The 22539-nt window shown below is 43.3% G+C and carries 24 protein-coding genes; 6 read left to right on the top strand and 18 right to left on the bottom strand.

What is annotated here, in order from left to right; genetic code table 11:
* Positions 1-324: 324 nt before the first annotated feature.
* Positions 325-930, bottom strand: a complete 606-nt coding sequence (gene recR, locus L1070_RS06275; RefSeq protein WP_237124882.1) for a recombination mediator RecR — start codon at positions 928-930, stop codon at positions 325-327.
* Positions 931-1105: 175 nt separating this feature from the next.
* On the opposite strand from recR, the gene L1070_RS06270 reads away from it, so the two are divergent.
* A complete protein-coding gene (locus L1070_RS06270) occupies positions 1106-1480 on the top strand; it encodes a hypothetical protein (protein WP_237124881.1) in 375 nt (124 codons plus the stop codon).
* Positions 1481-1705: 225 nt separating this feature from the next.
* On the opposite strand, the gene L1070_RS06265 is transcribed toward L1070_RS06270, so the two are convergent.
* The 7 genes from L1070_RS06265 to L1070_RS06240 form a co-directional block, all read right to left on the bottom strand.
* On the bottom strand, positions 1706-2032 hold the full coding sequence (locus tag L1070_RS06265; RefSeq protein WP_070984834.1) for a YbaB/EbfC family nucleoid-associated protein: 327 nt from the start codon (positions 2030-2032) through the stop codon (positions 1706-1708).
* Positions 2033-2089: 57 nt separating this feature from the next.
* Positions 2090-4321 (bottom strand): DNA polymerase III subunit gamma/tau, encoded by a 2232-nt coding sequence (gene dnaX, locus L1070_RS06260; RefSeq protein ID WP_237124880.1) that lies wholly within the window; start codon positions 4319-4321, stop codon positions 2090-2092.
* Between the two features lies 1 nt (position 4322).
* Entirely contained in the window at positions 4323-4868 is a 546-nt protein-coding gene (gene apt, locus L1070_RS06255; protein WP_237124879.1) for an adenine phosphoribosyltransferase, read from the bottom strand.
* 159 nt (positions 4869-5027) lie between these two features.
* Positions 5028-5150: a hypothetical protein gene (locus L1070_RS20330; protein WP_275423248.1), complete on the bottom strand. Its 123-nt coding sequence runs from the start codon at positions 5148-5150 to the stop codon at positions 5028-5030.
* Positions 5151-5219: 69 nt separating this feature from the next.
* Entirely contained in the window at positions 5220-5966 is a 747-nt protein-coding gene (locus tag L1070_RS06250) for a putative DNA-binding domain-containing protein (protein ID WP_237124878.1), read from the bottom strand.
* Positions 5966-6808 (bottom strand): DUF692 domain-containing protein, encoded by an 843-nt coding sequence (locus L1070_RS06245; RefSeq protein ID WP_237124877.1) that lies wholly within the window; start codon positions 6806-6808, stop codon positions 5966-5968. Before L1070_RS06245 ends, L1070_RS06250 begins: the two co-directional genes overlap by 1 nt.
* Positions 6809-6871: 63 nt before the next feature.
* On the bottom strand, positions 6872-7357 hold the full coding sequence (locus tag L1070_RS06240; RefSeq protein WP_070984825.1) for a hypothetical protein: 486 nt from the start codon (positions 7355-7357) through the stop codon (positions 6872-6874).
* A 154-nt stretch (positions 7358-7511) separates the two neighbouring features.
* Between L1070_RS06240 and L1070_RS06235 the strand changes: the two genes are divergently transcribed.
* Complete coding sequence (locus L1070_RS06235) at positions 7512-8504, top strand: tRNA-dihydrouridine synthase (protein ID WP_070984823.1); 993 nt, start codon at positions 7512-7514, stop codon at positions 8502-8504.
* 29 nt (positions 8505-8533) lie between these two features.
* Complete coding sequence (locus L1070_RS06230) at positions 8534-8893, top strand: conjugal transfer protein TraR (protein ID WP_070984821.1); 360 nt, start codon at positions 8534-8536, stop codon at positions 8891-8893.
* Here the strand turns inward: L1070_RS06230 and L1070_RS06225 are convergent.
* The 10 genes from L1070_RS06225 to L1070_RS06180 all read right to left on the bottom strand — a co-directional run bounded on the left by L1070_RS06225 (position 8890) and on the right by L1070_RS06180 (position 18953).
* Positions 8890-9888, bottom strand: coding sequence for a hypothetical protein (locus L1070_RS06225; RefSeq protein ID WP_237124876.1), 999 nt, complete (start codon positions 9886-9888; stop codon positions 8890-8892). The genes L1070_RS06230 and L1070_RS06225 overlap by 4 nt on opposite strands.
* A 60-nt stretch (positions 9889-9948) precedes the next feature.
* On the bottom strand, positions 9949-11208 hold the full coding sequence (locus tag L1070_RS06220; protein ID WP_237124875.1) for a tetratricopeptide repeat protein: 1260 nt from the start codon (positions 11206-11208) through the stop codon (positions 9949-9951).
* A gap of 11 nt (positions 11209-11219) precedes the next feature.
* Positions 11220-11834 carry an energy transducer TonB gene (locus L1070_RS06215; RefSeq protein WP_070984817.1) on the bottom strand — a complete coding sequence of 205 codons (615 nt, stop codon included), beginning with the start codon at positions 11832-11834 and terminating at the stop codon, positions 11220-11222.
* The gene (locus L1070_RS06210; RefSeq protein WP_070984814.1) at positions 11834-12238 is read right to left on the bottom strand and encodes a biopolymer transporter ExbD; all 405 of its coding nucleotides are present in this window, start codon (positions 12236-12238) and stop codon (positions 11834-11836) included. The genes L1070_RS06215 and L1070_RS06210 overlap by 1 nt, the downstream gene beginning before the upstream one ends.
* A 14-nt stretch (positions 12239-12252) precedes the next feature.
* Complete coding sequence (locus L1070_RS06205) at positions 12253-12777, bottom strand: MotA/TolQ/ExbB proton channel family protein (RefSeq protein WP_070984812.1); 525 nt, start codon at positions 12775-12777, stop codon at positions 12253-12255.
* Positions 12777-14141, bottom strand: a complete 1365-nt coding sequence (locus L1070_RS06200; protein ID WP_070984810.1) for a MotA/TolQ/ExbB proton channel family protein — start codon at positions 14139-14141, stop codon at positions 12777-12779. Before L1070_RS06200 ends, L1070_RS06205 begins: the two co-directional genes overlap by 1 nt.
* A gap of 6 nt (positions 14142-14147) precedes the next feature.
* On the bottom strand, positions 14148-14918 hold the full coding sequence (locus L1070_RS06195) for a DUF3450 domain-containing protein (RefSeq protein WP_070984809.1): 771 nt from the start codon (positions 14916-14918) through the stop codon (positions 14148-14150).
* Between the two features lie 413 nt (positions 14919-15331).
* Positions 15332-15970 carry a CatA-like O-acetyltransferase gene (locus L1070_RS06190; protein WP_237124874.1) on the bottom strand — a complete coding sequence of 213 codons (639 nt, stop codon included), beginning with the start codon at positions 15968-15970 and terminating at the stop codon, positions 15332-15334.
* 72 nt (positions 15971-16042) lie between these two features.
* The gene (locus L1070_RS06185; protein WP_237124873.1) at positions 16043-17083 is read right to left on the bottom strand and encodes a Glu/Leu/Phe/Val dehydrogenase dimerization domain-containing protein; all 1041 of its coding nucleotides are present in this window, start codon (positions 17081-17083) and stop codon (positions 16043-16045) included.
* 343 nt (positions 17084-17426) lie between these two features.
* Complete coding sequence (locus L1070_RS06180; protein ID WP_070984802.1) at positions 17427-18953, bottom strand: fumarate hydratase; 1527 nt, start codon at positions 18951-18953, stop codon at positions 17427-17429.
* 156 nt (positions 18954-19109) lie between these two features.
* Here L1070_RS06180 and pabB point away from each other — a divergent pair, with 156 nt between their 5' ends.
* The 3 genes from pabB (at position 19110) to L1070_RS06165 (ending at position 22506) form a co-directional block, all read left to right on the top strand.
* Entirely contained in the window at positions 19110-20459 is a 1350-nt protein-coding gene (pabB, locus tag L1070_RS06175; RefSeq protein ID WP_237124872.1) for an aminodeoxychorismate synthase component I, read from the top strand.
* A gap of 11 nt (positions 20460-20470) precedes the next feature.
* Entirely contained in the window at positions 20471-21040 is a 570-nt protein-coding gene (locus L1070_RS06170; protein WP_237124871.1) for an NUDIX domain-containing protein, read from the top strand.
* A gap of 89 nt (positions 21041-21129) precedes the next feature.
* Positions 21130-22506, top strand: coding sequence for an L-serine ammonia-lyase (locus L1070_RS06165; RefSeq protein ID WP_070984798.1), 1377 nt, complete (start codon positions 21130-21132; stop codon positions 22504-22506).
* The last annotated feature ends 33 nt before the right edge of the window (positions 22507-22539 follow it).

Here is a 22539-nt window from a genome sequence, read left to right as displayed (position 1 = left end):
TTCGACTTCAAGGGGATGGTGTAAATTTTTTTGAGTAAATTGAGGGCTTAAACTTTAGTTATTTGCGAGATATAGGATAAAACTATCTAAATCGCGGTGCCGACGACTCAAGTTAGCACTCATGAAGCCACCTTTAGTGCAGCAATATTGTTTTTAAAAAACCGAGAAGATTACGCTTACAATGTATTATGTCAGGAAGACGACCGCCGTATATCAGCGCATTGTCGTCTTATTAATTAGATCCATTGTTGCTGCTATTTTGTCATCCTGAACTTGTTTATGGATCTCATCACCTTACGAGTAACGTAAAACAAATATGCGTGGTTATTGATTCAAACTACGCCTGCCAGAAAACGCATGCATCAGTGTCATGCCATCAACGAGATCCAACTCACCACCCACAGGCATACCGTGCGCAATACGCGATGCCTCTACTTGGTATTTTTGACACAACTCAGCAATAAAGTGAGCGGTTGCTTCGCCTTCAACGGTTGGATTGGTGGCCAAAATCACTTCATCGATGTTGCCTGCCATCAGCTTTTGCTCTAAAAGGTCTAAGCCAATTTCTTTAGGCCCAATACCATCAATGGGTGACAAATGACCCATCAAAACAAAGTACAACCCCTGATATTGACCGGTTTGCTCAATCGCCAGCACGTCTGTTGGCGACTCAACAATACACAGTAGACGGCTATCTTGGCGTTTAACACTCTGACAAATATCACATTGCGCAGACTCAGAAAACGTTCGACACGACTCACAATGACCAATCACTTGCATCGCCTTAGTCAAACACCCACCAAGTTGCGTACCACCATCTCGGTCTCTCTCAAGCAGATGAAACGCAATGCGCTGTGCTGATTTAGGGCCAATGCCAGGTAAGCAACGTAATGCTTCGATTAATGCGGTTAAGCTGGGTGATAATTGCATAAATATGATTTTCTGAGTCTAATTAGGCCTAGCGCGTACATCTTTGACTAAGCGTTGAGTGATACGCCGAAAAATATCATAATCACCACCCAGAGTACATAAACGCCGGCATAAGGCAAACAAAATAACTATTCACACGCATCTAAGTGACAACATCGATGCGGGGAACCTGCCCATGAGAGAAAAACACCTTAAGCCAATGGCTGCTTTGTTATTGCTGGTAGGCGGTATCTTATCGCTATACAGGGTTGCTCACGCAAGCAATGGATCGCTATCTGAATTCCATGTACTTTCGTGCACTAAAATAAAGCATGAGAACCAACGATTGCTACTTCATCTTGGTCAAATAGATACCGAAGCGGCTCACGCAATGCAACAACAAGTAGACAAAACATTGGCACAAATGAACGTGGCGCACAAGCAAGCTTTTCGATGTACGCAGCTTATTAATCAGCTAAAAAACAAAGGCCAAAAAGTAGCGACCAACTATGTGTTAGTGATTGCCGACGCACCATTAACCCCCCCTATACAACATACGAAAAACTTTTGAAAAGCAAGGTATGAAAGGAGTTTATATGTTCTTGAAATCTCCATCTCAAGATGTTCGTCTGTGTTAGTTCAGCGCGGAAAAGCGTCTTCAAAGTGAACAAAAAACCAGAAATATGTCTGAACCAATAAACTTTCGAGTTTTAATGTTTACCGTCAGCACAACTTTAAAACAAAAAAATAGCGCCTAAAGGCGCTATTTTTACTCAAACTTTTAAAGCATTCTAAATTAGAACGGCATTTTGAAGCCTGGTGGTAATTGCATACCGCCTGTAACTTCTGCCATTTTCTTTTCAGACTCTTCAGCAACGCGGCGCACTGCATCATTACATGCCGCGGCTAGTAGGTCTTCAATCATGTCTTTGTCATCTTCCATTAGACTTTCGTCAATTTCAACACGACGTACATTGTGGCTACCTAGCATGGTCACTTTAACCAGACCTGCGCCAGCTTCACCTGTTACTTCTAAACTTTTAATGTCTTCTTGGGCTTTTTGCATGCGCTCTTGCATTTGCTGCGCTTGCTTCATCATGTTACCCATTCCACCTTTAAACATAATATGCTCTCTTACATCAATTCAATTGGGCTAAAAGATAAGGGCTATTGTCGTTGATTACAATGCCTGAACTGTATTTTCGTCGACCGTTGCATCAAATTCTTGCACAAATTGTACTACGTTAGCATCCTGATTAATGACATCTACAGCCTGCTGATAACGGTCGGCGTCTATTTTCTGTTGTATTAAATAAGGTGAATCAATCACCCCTGGCGCAAAACTTATGTCCAGTTGTACTTCGTAGCCATATATCTCACATAAGGATGCTGTTAACTTTTGCCTTAACATCGGGCTATCTAGATGTTGCTGGCTTTGGTCTACTTCTAACTGAAAAGTATGCCCATCTTTGGTAAAAATTGAATGCAGTGCAAATTGGCGCATTCGTCCACCAAGCCCCATACGTTTAATTAAGTGTGCCCATTCATCTTGCTGGTGGGCAAATTTAATATCACTGATTGGACTGCTGAAGTCTTCAGGCACAGGAATACTTGGTGCTTGTGGCTCGACCTCTTTTTTACTTTGAACAGGCGCTATTTGCTGCAATAGCTCTGGCGCTAGTTTACTTTCATCCGTTTTATGTCGCGTTTTAAAGTCAGCTTTCTTTTTGACTGGTGTCGGTGCCTGGCTTATTGGCGCTGGCTGCGCCTGCGGCTTTTTTGCACCATCCTCCGACGCTCGTGCCAACTGGCCCGCACCGGATATATTTCGGTTTTGCAAGATACGAGCAATCGCCGATTGCGCTTGTTGCTCTTTGTCAGCAAGGTTTGCAGCTGGGTTTTGGCCCTGTTTCACCTCAGGTGAAACAGGTGGTGCTTGCTCAGGCGCTGCCGCAAAGCCCTGTTCACTTGCTTGTGCCATCACCTGTTCATACTGCTGTGAAAACTCTTGTTGTAGCGCATCGTCAATATCATCTGACTCAGCATGCACGACCGTCTCAATTGGCTGCAGTTGAGGTGCCAAAGGCTCATCAGAAGTTTCTACTACAGGCTCCGTCACTGGCTCTTGTACTGCTGGCTGCTGAACCTCAGTTTGCTGCGGCACAGTCTGCGCCGCCTGTGAAACAGGGTTCAGTGTTTCAGGCTCTACCAAATGCGTGGTGGCAGTAGCGCTATCTGATTTTTTAAGTAGCGCACGCAAGCCCCCTACTTTGCCGTTAGCATCTTCTGTAGGTTGAGCTGGTGTTGACGGTGCGGTTGTTTGCAAGTTCGTTTTTTCAAACGCCAACAAGCGCAACATTAGCATTTCAAACCCTAGCTTTTGCTCTGGAGCCCACTGTAGGTCTCGTTTACCATTAAGTAGCAATTGATAATATAGCTGAACCTTTTCTGGGCTAAGCTGCTGCGCCAAAAGCGCAACATCTTGAGGTTCAAAATCGCTCAAGCGGGCCGCTTGTGGTACCAACTGAGCCAACTGCATAGCATGAGTCAGTGCTATCAAATCATCTAACACACTAACAAAATTGCCATTTTGCATTGCTATATTGTCCACCGCTTGTAGCAATGTTTCAGCTTCCTGACAGGCAATCGCCGTCAGTAAAGTGACTGCATGTGCGCTATCCATCAACCCCAGCATTTGCTGTACTGCAGCTAGCGTAAGCGCACCATTGGTTTGCGCAATAGCCTGATCAGTCAAGCTCAAAGCATCTCGCATACTCCCGTCAGCCGCTTTTGCTAACGCTTGTAGTGCTGGCAGCTCAAAACTAACTTGCTCTTTGGGCAAGATATCGCTCAATTGCGTAATAATCTCTTGCTGTGACATCGCATTGAGGTTGAACTGTAAACAGCGTGACAAAATGGTGACGGGTAACTTTTGAGGATCCGTTGTTGCAAGCAAAAACTTGACGTGTAGCGGTGGCTCTTCAAGAGTTTTCAATAAGGCATTGAAACTATGCTTGGACAGCATGTGCACCTCATCGATTAGGTACACCTTGTAACGGCCGCGAGTCGGTGCATACTGCACGTTATCAAGAATTTCTCTGGTATCTTCAACTTTTGTTCTTGAAGCCGCATCTATCTCAATGAGATCAATAAATTTACCGGCTTCAATATCCAAACAGCTATCACATTGACCACAAGGGTTAGAGGTAACGCCTTGATCGCAATTAAGGCTTTTGGCAAAAATACGGGCGATGGTCGTTTTACCAACGCCCCGGGTTCCGGTAAATAAGTAAGCGTGGTGCAACCTTTGTTCATTCAACGCATTGACCAATGCCTGCTTAACATGTTGCTGTCCCACCAACTGGTGGAATGTTTGCGGACGCCACTTTCTTGCCAGAACCTGATAACTCATATTATTCGCCTTCGAATTCTACGAGCTTAAGCACCTTAATGCCCATATCCACCACACGCTGTTCGCCGCCAAGCTCAGGTAGTGACACAACAAATGCGGCATCTGTCGCATTGCCACCTAAACGAGCAACGAGTTTAGCTGTTGCTTCAATGGTTCCGCCTGTCGCGAGCAGGTCATCAACTAACAGCACTTTGTCTCCTTCAACAATTGCATCAGCGTGCAATTCCAGAATGTCTTCTCCGTATTCTAGTTGATAAGCCTGTGAAATGACTTCTCTTGGTAGCTTGCCTGGTTTGCGTACCGGGATGAATGGAATACCTAAGGCATAAGATAAAGGCGCTCCGAAGATAAAGCCACGCGACTCAGTACCGATTATTTTTGTAAAACCTTGGTCTTTATAAGCCGCAACAAAACTATCTACGGTTGCTTGAAACGCTGCTGGGTTTGCCATAAGCGTTGTTACGTCACGAAACATAATACCCAGCTTAGGGTAGTTAGGAATAGTAACAATACTGTCTTTGATCATAGACGAATTAACTTGTGTCATTTTGGCACGCTTTGTTAAATAAATATTCAAAACATTGATTATAACAAGATTGACCAAACATGGAACGCTATGGAAAGGGAATCTGAAGGAAACTGCTCAGAACGATGCTAAAATGTACAAAAAAGGCTGCAAATGCAGCCTGTTCAATTCTTAGTTCACTTAAACAGCGAGCGCTGTTGCCCAACCAAGAATCGCATTTAAACATCCAATGCCTGCAAAAACAGCAAGGAATGCAATGAAGTAAGTTGCATTGAACGGATCTTTAAATTCACCTTTAGACATAATACTACCTTATTTTTAGCACGACAAAACGGCGCACATAATAATCGATATGCCCTAAGGGTTAAAGTCTTAATGTGAGTTTTTACTCGCAATAATGCCCAGTTGTGTAAAGGCTGATAATGTTTGCTGCGCACCTTGGTAAAGTTGTTCAAAGCTAAACTGTGGTAGCTGCTGATGCACAAGCTCAATTAGTTTTCTCAGCACAATACCCGGGTTTTGCGCTATTACTTGTAGTAGCATTGCGGTCATTGCATTTGACGATATGAAAGCAACTTCCTCTTCCTCGTCTCGATAAATGACAAAACAACAAGGTTGCTCACTGGGTTGTTGGGGCTGAAAATCTTTGCTTATTTGATGTACAGGATACTGATAACTCAGATTTCTAGCCGTGTCTTTAAAATACAGTGGTTGCTGCTCAATATCATCAATAGTGACGTAGTCATCGCTACTTTGATATACAGCCACATCAAGCTCCGACCACTCATAATGGGCAAGTTCCAGCATAAACTGAGGATCATTTGCTTGGCGCTCATACTCAAATTGTAAGTAATGTAAAAACTCCTGACTGATCTCTAAAAAGTAAGGCGATTTGCAATCGTGCTCGACAAAAAATTGTCTCACCAGTGCTTGCCAGGTTGATTCATCATATAAACTTTTCAGCACGGGAAATGCTGACGATACAAAGCCCTCGATATTATTGAAAAATAACTCTCGATAAACTTCAAGTCGACGGTCTTCGATGTTATCAGGGGCCGATTCTTTTTCTGGGTTTCTAATATGCGCCATAAAAGCGTTTTGTACATCGATGAACGACATTAAGCCACCCCTTTGACATGCTCAATAAACGGCTTTTGGATAGTCTGAATATGTGCCAGCTCTGATTGTAAATCAGCCATACTAGGAATATTGAAGTCTCTTTCTAGTAAAGTTGGAAATACGCCGTGTGATCTGTACGCCTGTTCTAGAAGTTGCCATACAGGATCACAAACCGGCGCGCCGTGAGTATCTACTAGTAAATCTGCGGCTTCTTCATAGTGACCGGCAACATGTCCGTAGGCGATTCGCTCCCGTGGCATAGCTTGTAAAAACTCTAATGCGTTATACCCGTGATTAATACTGTTAACATAGATATTGTTTACATCGAGAAGTAAATCACAGTCAGCCTGTTCTAATACCGCTAGCGTAAACTCTAACTCTGACATCTCTTGGCCAGGCGCGGCATAATACGACACATTCTCTACCGCTATGCGCCTTTGTAAAATATCCTGAACCTGTCTGATCCGCTTTGCAACATGATCCACGGCTTCTTCTGTAAACGGGATTGGCATTAAATCGTACATATGCCCTGTTCCGGAGCAATAACTTAAGTGTTCACTATAAAGAAGAATATTATGTTCATCAAAAAACTGCTTTAACTCCTTCACAAAATCAACATCTAACGGGGCGGGAGATCCCAGCGATAATGACAAACCATGGCAAATAAATTTATGCCTTTGGGTCAACTCCTTAAATTGACGACCGAACTTGCCGCCCATTTTGAGCCAGTTTTCAGGGGCTACTTCAAAAAACTGCGCCTGTTTTGGAGCATCAATCAATAGCTCATCCAGCATTTCCCTGCGCAATCCTAGCCCTACCGCACCTAGTTCACTAATTTGCATTCTCTACCTCTACATAAAGACAGAGCAACCTAGGTTGCTCTGCATTGTGCAATTAATCAGTGATTAGCGTGAACCGCATTTACCTTCGCCACACTTACCTTCTTTTTTGCCTTTGTGCTCGCCGCCACATTTGCCTTCGCCGCACTTACCTTCTTTTTTGCCTTTGTGCTCACCACCACATTTGCCTTCGCCGCACTTACCTTCTTTTTTGCCTTTGTGCTCGCCACCACATTTACCTTCGCCGCACTTACCTTCTTTCTTACCTTTGTGCTCGCCGCCACATTTGCCTTCGCCGCACTTACCTTCTTTTTTGCCTTTGTGCTCGCCGCCACATTTGCCTTCGCCGCACTTACCTTCTTTCTTACCTTTGTGTTCACCACCGCACTTGCCTTCGCCACATTTACCTTCAGAACCGTCCAACTGATAACCAGCTGTCATAGTTTCAAAAGCGAAAGGGTTTGCTTGCACATCAGTTGCAGTTAAACCAGCTGTACCAACAACAACAGCACCAAGTGTTAAAGCTATAGAGTTTTTCTTTATTGTGTTCATAACGGTTTCTCTTTTAGGAATAAACGATTCTTTCTACAAGACCATAGATGAACTAAAAATATTTCATCAAAAAGCGAAAAAAAGCAAATTTACACTTAGCAAATCTTTACTGCTCGTTTAAAATGGCCGCCTTTTTAGCCAAGCACTGAGTAGTATGAAACTAGTATTAGCCCCAATGGAAGGCGTTGTAGACTTCAAAATGCGCCAATTACTTACGGATATTGGTGGCTTTGACCTGTGTGTTACAGAGTTTATTCGAGTTGTTGATTTAACTCTGCCACGACGTGTTTTTACCCGCTATTGCCCTGAGTTACTCAATAAAGGTAGAACCCGCTCCGGTACACCTGTGCGCATACAATTACTTGGACAAGTACCTCATGTGTTAGCAGCAAATGCGCGAAAAGCGGTCATGCTTGGGTCGCACGGTGTCGATCTTAACTTTGGCTGTCCTGCAAAAACGGTGAATAAAAGCAAGGGCGGAGCCGTATTGCTCAAAGAGCCCGAGCAAATCTACCAAATTATTAAGGCCGTTAGAGAGGCGGTGCCTGCTGAGCATGTTGTTAGCGCGAAGATTCGTCTTGGCTTTGATGACGATAGCAATAGCACTGAAATAGTAGATGCCGTACAAAGTGCAGGTGCTTCAAGTCTTGCTATTCATGCACGAACAAAAAGAGATGGCTATAAGCCACCGGCATATTGGGAAAAAATCCCACCGCTGCTATCGCGGTTATCGATTCCCGTTGTTGCAAATGGCGAAATATGGCAGGTAGAAGATGCCTTGTTATGCCAGCAAAGGAGTGGCTGTAACGATTTAATGCTAGGGCGAGGGGCGTTAGCGATGCCCGATTTAGCAGCAAAAATAAAAGCCAAAGTATATAACCGTTCCCACCAAACATTGAGCTGGGAGAACGTTATATACCATATCCTTCACTCTTCTATGCACCAAGACCCTAATGTAAGCGAAAAGTACTTTTCGGCCAGAACCAAACAGTGGTTAGGTTATTTAAAGCGTCAGTACCCACAAGCTCATGGTCTATTTGATGAAATAAAAACCCTTAAGCATAAAGATGATGTGGTTTTAGTGCTTGAGAAATATGCAAAGTGTCCGTCACTTGATTCAAATCATATTAGTCTGCTACAAAGCTGATGATAATAGACGCTCACAGGAGGGCGACTATGAATTCAGACACAACAAGACACTTTCAAGATCAATTGCAGAGCGAATTAACTGCGGTTAGAAAAGCTTTGCTGGAGGAGTTGAAACAATCTAGCCAAAAATTTGCTAACGAGCTTGCCAAGTCGTTAGAGCAAAGCTCACCTTCTGAGTGGCTGGATATTGCAGCCACCCAGCTCAACCCACAGCAATACCCGAATTTCCAGAGATTGTTAAAACTTGAAGCGGCATTGTGCCAAATCGACATAGGTCAATTTGGCTACTGCTGTGATTGCGAAACTCAGCTTAACATGGCTGAGTTAAAAGCCGATCCTACCATTCAACGATGTAATAGTTGCTGCCAAAAACGCCATACTAGTTAAAGACTCGCGAGAAACACCAGTACGCTAGCCGGATGCAGCACAACATTTTCCACAAGACTTAGAGCTTGCTGATCGGTCAGCTCTATTCGTGCCTGTAGGGTTACTTTTGCTTGTTTATATGACCACCCTTGGTAGTGGACACCTAAATCAACTTCCATGAGTGCCAGCAAGGCGTGTTGGTCATGTAAGGACAATTTAGGCTGACAGGATGAAAGAGTTTCTGGCAAATTAACATAGCCGTCTAGCCAGTTCAGTCCTCTTTGTGGCGAACAAAGCCTCTTTATCAGGCTAAGTGCCACGGACTCGCTCTCATCAAACGATAAAACATTTGCTGACGTGCCACCTCCTGTGACGAGCCTTTGCTGCAACTTGGTAAGTAGTTTATTTGGTGCGATTGGCTTTCCATAGTAGAAATTAAGCTTACTTTGGTACCATTCCTTTCCGTTTGGTAACTGATATAAACCAATGCCACTTCGTGGTTTGTAATCATCTAGATAGTTGAGCAGCACTTGACCCTCTGGCTGGCCTGCTAAATAGCCTTTTAATCGATTAAGTTCAATTCGAGACAGATGGATGTTGCTGTCTTTGGCACTCTCAAGTTTCTCGACTACCAGTTGCATCCACTGGCTTATACTTGCCGAGTCGACACCCTGTTGCTTGGCATTGCTAATTACGTTTACCTGTGCAGGCCATGGCAGGTAACGCTCAGGATAGCGCTCTTGAATCTTTAAATAGTTTAACTCTTGAAGCTGAGCTGATGTGAGCCCTGTTTCATCAAGCTGTTGATAAGCCGAATGCCTAAGCTTTAGGTAGGCCTCAGAAAAAGGAAAAATATGGTTGTTTACTGACAGCCCAGAGGGAAGTAAAAGGCTGTTAAGCACGCGTAACTCTTGCTGTGCTGCGTGGTAGTCCAAATGAGGTTTACGCTGTTCACAACCCGCTAAATAAATGACTATGGCCACGCTTGCCAGCAGTCGCAAGAAATTTGAAATCATATTGAATATATAACTTAGGTAGTATCAGATAATAAAAAAGCCCCTTGCGGGGCTTCTTTGTTAGATCTTAACGCCGTTGCGTTGTGCTTTGTCTTTAATAAACGTCGCCCAACCTCTAGCAAACTTGCGTGTTCTAGGATCTTCTTGTGCTTTTACGATGGCTTGGTATGCCTGCTTATACTTTGCTTGATATAAGTAAGCTTCAGCTAAGTCAGAGTATGTACTCCCTTCCTTATCTGTGCCAAGCTCGAGTGCTTTATTCAAACGCTCAACCGCTGCACTAAACTTCTGCTCGGTTAACAGTAAGCTACCCGCCTTTCTATAAAGTTCAGCATCGTCATCAAACTTCGCTGCTTCTTCATAGTACTTCGCCGCATCAACTAAGTTTTTGGCTTGGTGGTGGTAACTCGCTATCGCAGATACATTGCGCTTATTACGTTCAACTTTTCCTTCCTTAACCGCTCTTTCAAACACTTTAGCGGCCTTGTTAGGAATTTCATTCAACGAATAATAGCTGCTCAAAATCTTATAGTGATTCTCTTTATCAAAGTAGCCTTTGTTATATGCCACTTCCATCACAGTTTGACCTTTTGAATATTCTTCAACCTGCATGTAGAAAGAACCCAGTTGTGTCCACATTTTCGGATCTTCTGGGAATAACTTCACTAGTGTTTCGGCAACTTTTACCGCATCTTTGTATCTCTTAAGTTCGAAGAAAGCACCAATCTTAATCATATGATATTGTTTGTTTGGTTCTTTTTCTAACTTAATCGCTTTGTCAGCCGGTTCTTCAACTTTAGCGTACTGCTTTAACTCGTAATAACCTTGAGCGATACGTGCATATACCTTTGAATCTTCTTCACCTGTGAAGTCCATCCACTCTTTATATGTCTTGATCGCTTCTTGGAATTTACTCGTTCCTGCGTACAAATCACCTAACAGTTTGTACAAATCTGCTTGGTCTTTAAAGTTGAGCGCATCTGGAGCAATCGCTAGGCGAATATACTTAATCGCTTCGTCATACTGCTCTTTTTGTGCATACATGTTACCTAAGTAACGGTTAACCGTTGCTTTGTCAAAATCATCAGACGGCTCAAGCTCTTTCAACAAAGCGATTGCTTCGTCAATCTTGTCTTCATTGTATAGGTCAAAAGCTTTAACTACTTTTTTACCTGTACGCTCGCCCATGATTTTGGTTTTAGCGTTTTTACGTTCCTCAATCTCTGCATAATCAGGTGCTGCTACAGCTGCTGTGCTGTAAACAGTTCCTGATAAAGACATAAGTAGCGCAAGAGCTGTAGCTTTCTTGAATTGCGTCATTTCTTGCCTCCTTAACCTTGATTGAGTTTAAAGTCTAGCTGAACTGTAATGCCAGGTTGTTTCTGAGGTTTCCCATCAACAATCTTTGGACGGTATTTCCACTTACGTAATGCACGAATTGCTTCACGGTTAAAAATACGCTTTGGTTCAGCATCAATAACTTCTACATCTTCAACACCACCTAGCTCGTTGATAGTAAATGAAAGTTGTACCCAACCTTCTTTACCGTCACGTGCCGCTTGAACCGGATACTTTGGTTCAATACGTACGATAGGTGTTGCGTCGCCGTCGCGACCGAATTCACCAGGGCCACTCAACCCGCCTGATGTTCCCCCTAAGTCGATGCTTGGCATATTAAAACCAATTGCACCAGCTGCAGGGTTAGCAGTTTCTGGTTGAGGCGGCTGCGGTTTAGGCGGCTGCTTCGGTGGAGGTGGCGGCGGAGGCGGAACACGCTTCCGCTCCTGCACCTCAGATTCAGGTGGATTCGTCAAAATTTCGACCACTATCTGTTCTTTTTTCTCATCAGCCCTATCAGCTCCACCGGAGATCAGGTATGACATGAAAAAGAATAAGCCGAAAGTAACTGCCCCACCTGCAATCAGTGAAAACAGAAAACGAATCATTACTTAGCTCCAGCTATTGAAATCTTCAGGCCGTCATCAGTCGCCTTGATTTGGTCCATTACTTTTACAACCACACCGTGCTTAGCGCCCTTATCCGCTTGGATAATAACAGTCTCAGTCGGTTGTTCAGCTAGGATACTCTCAAGGTTTGCACTAACACGTTCAACATCTACCTGACGCTTGTCCATCCAAATCTCACCATTCTCACGAATAGCAATAAAGATGTTAGCGTTTTTAGTTTGTTGAGCTTGCGCAGCCTTTGGCTTCTTAACTTCAATACCAGCTTCTTTTACGAAAGAAGTGGTAACGATGAAGAAGATCAGCATGATGAATACGATGTCAAGCATCGGCGTCATATCTACTGCTGCTTCTTCCTCTTCACGAAAACGTTGTTTACGTGCCATATTTATATCTCTCTCTAGTGATGTGGCAAGCTGTCAATCAGCTGTTCTTTAGCCATTTTCGCTCTAGCTTCCAAACGAGTGCTGAAGAATACACCTGACAGTGCCGCAACCATTCCTGCCATTGTTGGTACCGTCGCCATTGAGATGCCTGAAGCCATCAAACGTGCATTACCAGTACCCTGTGTAGCCATGGTTTCGAATACCGAAATCATACCTGTTACTGTACCTAGTAAGCCGATTAATGGACACATTGCAACCAATGTTTTGATAATCAACATACGCTCATCTAATTTCTCAGACGCTTCAGAAATCCATGCATCGCGGATTCTGTGTGCGTACCAAGACGTGGTGTCTTGGCGGGCGTCCCACTTAGCTACGATATCCGCTTTCATTTTTGGATATTCAGCTAGTAGGAACCAATAGCGCTCAATCATTAAAACCCACATAATAAAGAGTGCTATCGCGACCACGTATAAAACCTGGCCGCCTGTGCCAACAAAATCCCTGATAGATTCCCAGGTCTCCATCAGGACTAGCATTAGGCTTTCTCCTTCTCCGCGTGTGCAGCAACGATGCCTGCACTTTGCTCGTCAAGGATATGTAGAACTGCTTTACTACGACCTGAAACGATAGCGTGTAATAGGATTAGAGGTAGAGCAGCTATCAGACCTAGTGCTGTTGTTACAAGCGCTAGAGAGATGTTACCTGCCATGATCCTAGGATCACCAGTACCAAATAGTGTGATTGATTCGAAGGTTAAGATCATACCAACAACCGTACCTAGTAGACCTAGTAGCGGTGCAATAGCAGCTAAGATCTTGATGATGTTGATACCAGCTTCAATGCGCGGCGTTTCACGTAGAATCGCTTCGTCTAATTTAAGCTCAAGGTTCTCAACGTCTTGGTTCTTGTTGTCATGGTAAACTTTCAAGATACGACCAAGCGGGTTGTTTGTGTTAGGTGTGTTGATATTTTTGATTTGTGCTTTGATTTTCGCACCAACCATCATTAGGTCTAGGAAGCGAATTAGCGCAAGTAGTGCACCAACTGCTAACAATGCCGTGATGATGTAACCAACTGTGTCACCTTGGTGCCAACGCTCTTCAACGGTTGCACGCTTCGTGTTTAGAAGCAAGATTGAACCACGAGTTGGGTCAACGTAAAACTTAGTGTAAGTACCTGCAGAAGTGCTAAGTAGCGAATCAACAGTGTCTAACACATAGCCATCTGGTTGCTTACCTAATGGCGTGATCGCTTTGTTAGCCGCGTCATAAAGTACATAACCGTCTTTAGTAACTAGGTTAAAGTTACCAACACGAGTTACCTGCTTAACGTTGATTTCACCGCTAAGTTCAGCAACTTGAGCTTCAAAAGTAGATACTTTTGCAGACTCAGTCATTTCAGTTTGGAAAGCAATCCAAAGCTCTTCTAGTTCACGAGTAGTTGGTAGTTCTTTTGCAGCTGCAAGAGAACGAAGAACTTCAGCGCGCCCTGGTTTTTCAGCAGATACTAGTGATGCTTCAATTGAACCGATAGCTTCTGAAGCTGAACGACGAACAACACCGAACATCTCACCTAGAGTACCCGTTGCGTTTGCTAGCTCAACTTCTTTTTCAGCAAGCGTGATTTCGTTTTGCTTGAACTCTTTGTTCAAACGCTCACCACGTGCTTTTTCAGCAGCTAAGTCGCTTTTCGCTTTGTTAAGAAGCGATTGTTGGTTTGCGCGAGAAGATAAGAACTCTTGCTCACGTTGCTTGTTGATTTTACCTTCAGAAATACGGTTTTGTTTTACTTCTTGTAGGATTTTATCAAGAGCTTCTGTATTTGCGTGTGCATTTAGCGCGGCACCTGCAGAAACAGATAGTGCAGCGGCTACTGCAAAGCCTTTAAATAGTTTCTTCATTTTCACTTACTCCGCGCCAAAGATTGGTAATGCAACTAGATCTGGGGCAGCCTGACCACGTGCGATACGGATCATGTCTTTTACTGGCTTAAGGTATTCTTCACCTAGCTCATCCCACTGTTTAGCAGTATTGTTCCAAACCCATGCGTGCTTTAAGTCAAAAGACTGAGCTACATAAGCTACGCGGCCAAGGCGTGCAAAATCAACGTTGATGTTTTTGCCGTTGATTTCAAGTGAACCTTGAGAAGCAGCCATTACTGAACTGTAATCAGTTTCAATAGTGTAAGCTTCTAGCACTTGACGGAATTTTTCTGAAGTAGTTACTTTAGAATTTGAAAGTAAGTCACGTAGTTTCTCAACGCGACCCATACGTGTTTCAGTATCAAACGGAACGTCCGCTTTGATGAATTGCTCAAGCGTATCGATCATGCGATACATCAAAGGCACAACGTCCTGTTTTGTCTTTTCAATTGTTCCGATCTGACGATCAAAAGATTCGATGCCAGCTCTTTGGTCTGCGACCAAACGGGCAACGTGGTCGTTATAAACTTTTAGCAGTTCAGTTTCGTCAACAACACTGCGGTATTCGCCGATCATTTCTTGCGTTTGACCGAAGATTTTGTCGATCTTTTCTTGAGACTTTTTAGCAGCCATTTGAGTTTGTTGACCTACTTTTTGTACGTCGTTCAAAGGATCTGCAATCACATTGCTGCTTGCAAATGCTGTTGCGCCAAGAAGCGCAGTAGCTACAAGACTCTTTCTGATTTTAACAGACATAGTTCCCAACCAATTAAGTAATGTTACTTTTATAATTTTATCACCCCCTATTAGGGAGCAACCCTGATATCTTTTAACAGATATCAACTGTCCAATAATGCTAAATGCAAGTCGTCGTGTCAACTTCACTCGCAAAACAAATTTTCCAGTTTTAAAAAAATAAACTCGATATAAAACAAAAAATTAACATGGTATTTTTTGACTCCCTCCTATAGCCGTTGATAATAAAGCAGTTACATCACAATGTTTACATTTGATTACAACTAAGCTTTGCTTTGTGATCTCTTCTTTAATTTTGCGATAATCCGTTATAAACCTTTGAATAATATAAACAATAAAGTTTATAACCAAAAAATAATTGCCATTTTTGCATCATTTTAAGATTTTTCGCTAATTGTCTACATTTCAACCGCTTATTTAACCACCTCGGAAATAACTTTATTAAGTGTAGTCAAAAATTGTGCAACGTGAACACCATCTAACAACGCGTGATGCACTTCTATATTCAATGGCATGAGACCTGACTCAATTTGATACTGACCAAAAACAAACTTTGGGATCCCAACACAAGTCCCCTGGCTTGTTGCAGCATGACTGAAGCTGCTGAAATTAAACCAAGGTAAGATGGACACATGAATTTGCGCTGCACTGGTTTCACGCAACATAAACTGTTCATCAAGTAAGGTTTTGTTTAGGTATATCGCCTTTTGTTTTGCTGTATGTGCTGCAAACTCAGTGATATTTTGTTGCAACGACAAAGGGATAAAACGAAATGTATCATCTTCTTTTAAAAAAACAGTACTCGCCATTAATTCATCGACTTCAACAGGAAGGCCATCAACTATTCTATAGCGCATCGGAGTGTAGCTATTTACTGCTTTGAGCAAACAGTAGAGATAGCAATCGGTAAACGAATATTGCTGTTGTTTGGCGTATCGATATAACAACGATAAATCAAGGTTGGTAGTAATGTTGAAGTGAGGCTTATCAAAGCCTTTAAAAAAATGATAATGCTCGGCGCGTGGCCAAGTGTCTAAATTAATCTTTTTCATATACAGCACACATAAAAAAGGATATGCAGAGCATACCCTTTTCAATCGTTTGGTTCGAATAAATTTAAAAAATTACAAACCTTGAGCGATGATCTCTTGAGCCAGTTCATCTGCAATGATGTGCGTTGACTTTTGTTCGCTCTCAGAACGCGCAAAAATTTCCGTCAAGGTATCATAAATACCTTCCACATGTTTTGTGGCTTGTTCTTTATTATAACCCTCAGGCTTTGTCTCATAATATACGTTGATGATACCACCTGCATTTATCACATAGTCAGGCGCATACAGGACACCCTTTTCACGTAATATTTCACCGTGACGTGATTCAGCTAACTGGTTGTTAGCGCAACCTGCGATAATCGTCGCTTTAAGACGTGGAATAGTATTATCGTTTAGCGTCGCCCCTAAGGCGCAAGGAGCATAAACGTCAACATCCAAGTCATAAATCTCATCAATACCAACAGCGGTCGCACCAAACTCAGATACAACTCTATCTATTGAGGCTTGATTGATATCAGTTACAAACAATTGCGCACCAGCTTCATGTAGATGTTTACATAAACCATACGCAACGGCACCTAACCCTTGAACCGCTACTTTTACGCCAGCTAAGTCCTGATGGCCATGCTTATGTTGGTAAGCTGCTTTAATTCCTAAGAACGTACCTAGTGCAGTAAAAGGTGATGGGTTGCCACTTTTGCCCTCTAGGCCAAGTACGTAATTGGTTTCTTTATGCATCATCATTACATCACCTGTGGTGATGTTCACATCTTCAGCGGAGTAGTAGCTTCCACCCAAACGCTCCAAATGCTTACCAAAAGCTCTGAACAAAGCTTCAGATTTAATTTCTTTTGCATCACCGATGATCACTGATTTACCACCGCCGAATGGCAAACGTGCCACTGCATTTTTATAGGTCATCCCCTTAGATAAACGCAGTACATCGTAAACTGCATCTTCATCTTTTGCGTAATCCCATAAACGGCAACCACCTACTGCAGGGCCTAACTTAGTGCTATGTACTGCGATGATGGCGCGTAAGCCCGATGCTTCATCGGCACAAAATACCACTTGTTCATGATTATCAAATTCAACTTGGTTAAATACAGCCACTTTTAGTTCTCCGATAATGTCTCACCTTGAAGGTGTTGATAGCGCTGAAATTGGCAAAACTCTAACACTAACTTAGCGCACACGCCAGAAAATGAGATGATCATCCTACTAATTACAATTAGTTTGAATAATATAGTTAAATGTACTTGCAAAATGAAATATACAACCCTTTAACATGGCCATTACGGGATTAATTTAGCTAATAAATTTTAATATATCGCAAGGGATGTTTACGTAAACGTAAAGGGCAAGTCGAATGTACAGTTATAGTTACAAAAAAGCCGTGTGATTGCATATCACACGGCTCTATCTGTTCAATGCGTGCTGAAATTACTTCAGTTTGCTATTTCAGTTTGCTATCTAGCTCTTCAATCTTTGCTTTCCAGATTGCCGGCCCTTGTTCATGGGCATTAGCACCTGTGCTATCAACCGCTACAGTCACTGGCATGTCTTCAACTTCAAACTCATAAATCGCTTCCATACCCAAGTCTTCAAACGCAACAACGCGCGCCTTCTTAATCGCTTTTGCAACCAAGTATGCAGCACCGCCCACCGCCATTAGGTAAATAGATTTGTTGTTTTTGATTGATTCAACCGTCGCAGGACCACGCTCAGCTTTACCAATCATGCCAACAATGCCTGTGTTCTCTAGCATCATATCAGTAAACTTATCCATACGAGTTGCCGTTGTCGGACCAGCAGGACCTACCGCTTCGTTACCAACAGCATCAACAGGGCCTACGTAATAGATAAATTTATTCTCAAAGTCGACACCTTCTGGCAAGCCTTCACCTGAGCTGATCATGTCTTGTAAACGCTTATGCGCAGCATCACGACCCGTTAGAATTTTACCTGACAATAAAACAGTCTCACCCATTTTCCAATCTTGGGTATCTGCTTTAGTTAATGTATCTAAATTCACACGGCGAGTATCTTCGCCCACTTCCCAGGTCACTTCAGGCCAATCTTCCAGTTTAGGCGCTTTTAGATCAGCAGGGCCTGAACCATCTAGTGTGAAATGCACGTGACGTGTTGCCGCACAGTTTGGGATCATGACCACAGGTTTTGATGCCGCGTGAGTCGGTGCTGTCTTAATTTTTACATCGACTACAGTAGTTAAACCGCCCAAGCCCTGAGCACCAATACCCAACTTATTGGCACGCTCAAAAATTTCTAAACGCAGTTTTTCTTCAGCTGTTTCAGCACCGCGTTCCATGAGCTCGTGGATATCCACAGGATCCATCAAAGACTCTTTTGCTAGTACAGCCGCTTTTTCTGCTGTACCACCGATGCCTATGCCCAACATACCAGGTGGACACCAACCCGCTCCCATTAATGGGAGGGTTTTTTCTACCCATGCAGCAACATCGTCAGACGGGTTTAGCATTACCATTTTTGTTTTGTTTTCAGAGCCGCCACCTTTTGCCGCTATCATTACTTCAACTTCAGCACCTGGCACCATGTCAATGTGTACTACCGAAGGCGTGTTGTCTTTAGTATTTTTTCGGCTTCCTGCAGGGTCAGCAACAATCGATGCTCGTAGCGGGTTATCTGGGTTCAAATAAGCACGACGGGTACCTTCATCTACCATCTGTTGAACGGTTAGATCTGTCTTATCCCACTTAACATCCATACCCACTTTTACGAAGCAAGTCACAATGCCGGTGTCTTGACAAAGCGGGCGCTTACCTTCAGCTGACATGCGTGAGTTAATTAGAATTTGTGCAATGGCATCTTTGGCCGCTTTGCTTTGCTCTTTGTGATAGGCTTTTTCTAAAGCTTGTACAAAGTCTAAAGGGTGATAAAAAGAGATATATTGCAAAGCATCTTCAATACTGTCGATGAAGTCTTGCTGACGGATCATACTCATGACGGTTCCTTAGTTTGTGTTATTAAACGCCTCGGTCAATAACTTAATACATCTAAACATAGTGAACTTTTATGTGAGTCACTAAGCCACTATAGAAAAATAGATAAGTATGATAACCTCCCCGCCCGTTTCGGGCTAGTTTTCAGGTTCAAGTAAATGCTAAATGACCAAATCAATTGTAAAAAGTTAACTCTCAATCTTTCAACTGACGTCGTTTTTGAGCACTTTGCACACCTCCCTCATGCAATATTACTTGATTCCAGCAACGCCAAGCACGTGAATAGTCGCTTTGATATCATCAGTATCAACCCCAAACATCTGTTAGAAGCAAAAGATGGTCACATCTATCTTGATGGTGTACAGCAGCAACATACCTGCTTTACCATTATGAAAGACAAGCTTAAAGAGTTGAGTGATCAAAAAGCGCCTTTTGATTTACCCTTTAGCGGTGGCTGGCTGGGCTATTTTGGCTATGACCTTGGCCGCTATATTGAACAACTTCCCATTCACGCTACCAAAGACATTTCGCTGCCTGATATGAGCATTGGCTTGTATTTAGATGCCCTGATTTTTGATAACCATAACCATCAGTGGTATTACATCTCGCAGCCCAGTTTAGATAGAGTGAGCGACTACCTTGATATGCTTGCAGCTAAATCTCCTACATATCGGACATTTAAACTCACTTCCAAGTGGCAATCAAATATGACGCAGGCGCAATACAACACCCAATTTGAAAAGATTCATCAATATTTGCTCAGTGGTGACTGTTATCAAATTAATCTAGCTCAAAGATTTAGCGCCGAGTTTAGCGGCGAACCTTGGCTTGCGTATAAAAAGCTGCGTGCGCACAATAAAGCCCCTTTTTCTGCGTACATGAATACCAGTGCGGGCGCTATTTTATCTGTGTCTCCAGAGCGGTTCTTACTGGTCAGCGACAAGCAAGTTGAAACCAAACCAATCAAAGGCACCTTACCACGTCTGGCTGACCCTATTGAGGACAAGCAACAAGCTGAACGCCTAGCCAGCAGCAGTAAAGACCGTGCCGAAAATGTCATGATTGTGGACTTATTGCGCAACGATTTAGGTAAAGTTGCCAAGCCCGGAACTGTTCAGGTCCCCAGCTTATTTGCCATAGAAAGCTTTCCTGCGGTACACCATTTAGTAAGTACAGTAACCTGTGAATTAGCAGAAGAACACTGTGCTGTTGACCAACTTGAAGCCGCTTTTCCTGGAGGCTCTATCACCGGCGCGCCCAAAATACGTGCAATGCAAATCATTGAAGAACTGGAACCTCATAGACGCAGTGTGTATTGTGGTTCAATAGGATATGTAAGCGCTTGCGGTAGAATGGATACATCAATCACAATTCGCACACTGGTATGTTGTGATGAGAAAATTCACTGTTGGGCTGGCGGCGGTATTGTTGCTGACTCACAAGCTGAACTTGAGTATCAGGAAACCTATCATAAAGTGAATAAGATCTTACCCATTTTAGATAATTGAGAGCACAGCTTGTGACATTAGACGAAGTCATCACCCGCTTTTATACTAGCTCAGTTCAACAGGCAGAATCGCGTATCGTCGCCCGCCAATCGGTCAAAGCCAGTGCGGTGTTACTCCCGTTAACAGAAGAAAATGGGCTGGCCGCGTTATTGTTTTGCAAACGTTCAGCTTATTTAAAACATCACCCTTCACAGTTGTGTTTTCCAGGAGGGAAAGTTGAACCAAGCGATGTAAACCTACAAATGACAGCAATACGAGAAACCCAAGAAGAGCTTGGCATTGCTGCGCATCACATTACGCCCATTGGTACACTCAACAAACACATCACACTCACTGGGTTTAACATCTTCCCAGTTGTTGCGAGATTGTCACCCAAAGCACAATGGCACACCGACAGTGCCGAAGTTGAAAAAGCGTTCATCATTACCATTGAAGAGTTAGCTGCCCCTCAAAACTGGCAAACCTACTCGTTACAACTTGCAGGTAAGACGCGCCAGCTGCCGGGTTACATTACGCCGCACGGGCTTCTTTGGGGAGCAACAGCAAGCTTAGTCAAAAACTTTATAGCTTTGCTAAAATAGGCATAGTAATTTCATAGCACAACGGGTTACAAGGCTGCGTTTTAACGTTATGATGTGCGCCCGTTCAAAGGCAATGTTGAGTAAAAATTATGATTAGTGCATTCGATATGTTTAGTATCGGTATTGGCCCTTCTTCGTCTCATACCGTCGGTCCAATGCGCGCATCGCGATTGTTTGTTAAAGACTTACAAGATAAAGGTTTATTAGCACAGACAACCGAAGTTAAAGTAGAACTATTTGGCTCTCTAGGTCAGACCGGTATCGGTCACGGCTCTGGCAAGGCCGTCATTTTAGGCTTAGCGGGCTACGATCCTGAAACCATTGATGCCGATGCAGTTCCAGATATCCTAGAAAAGATAGAACAAGAACAAGTGATATACCTGGACCAAAGCCACAAAGTTAAGTTTCCAAAACAAGGTGCTATCGTTTTTCATCGTAGAAAAACTTTGCCAAAACATTCCAATGCTATGGAGATTGTCGCACTCAATGGTAAAGACAAAGTTCACAGTCAAATTTACTACTCTATCGGTGGTGGCTTTATCGTAACCGATGAGCAGTTTGAGCAAGAAAAACAAGCAGCACTGGATATTCGCGAACAAAACCCCGCGCCTTATCCGTTTGATACCGCAGAACAGCTGCTTAATTTATGTAAAGAGTCAGGCTTAAGTGTGTCTTCATTGATGATGGCAAATGAAAAAACGTTACGCCCTATGACCGAAATTAAGGCTGAATTATTTAATATTTGGCAAGTAATGAAAGCCTGTATCGAACGCGGTATGCGAACTGAGGGTATTTTACCTGGTGGTTTAAAGGTGAAACGCCGCGCACCTAGCTTGTACTTAAAATTAAACGTTGAAAATAGCAATGACCCACTACGCGCAATGGATTGGGTTGACTTATTCGCGCTTGCCGTAAATGAAGAAAATGCAGCGGGTGGACGTGTCGTTACAGCCCCAACAAATGGTGCAGCAGGAATTTTACCAGCAGTACTGATGTACTATCACACTTTCATCAAGGAAGTGGACGAAGAAATCGCAACCCGTTACCTGCTAACAGCCGCCGCTATTGGTATTTTATATAAAAAGAATGCGTCAATCTCTGGTGCTGAAGTCGGTTGTCAAGGAGAGGTCGGTGTAGCCTGTTCAATGGCCGCCGGTGCGCTGACTGAAATCATGGGCGGCAATGTATTACATGTGGAGAACGCGGCAGAAATCGGCATGGAACACAACCTAGGTTTAACCTGTGACCCTGTAGGTGGTCTGGTGCAAGTGCCATGTATTGAACGTAATGCAATGGGGGCTGTAAAAGCGATCAACGCCTCGCGTCTTGCTATGCGTGGTACTGGTGAGCAGAAAGTATCACTCGATAAAGTGATCAAAACCATGCTCGATACGGGCAATGACATGAAGACCAAATACAAAGAAACCGCTCGCGGCGGTTTAGCTGTAAATATCATTGAGTGTTAATTGGTTAACGAGTGTTGAACAGCTTATACCTGA

The organism is Pseudoalteromonas sp. MMG022 (genome assembly GCF_021654245.1).
Classification (GTDB): domain Bacteria; phylum Pseudomonadota; class Gammaproteobacteria; order Enterobacterales; family Alteromonadaceae; genus Pseudoalteromonas; species Pseudoalteromonas amylolytica.
This window is presented reverse-complemented; position numbering and strand designations above follow the sequence as displayed.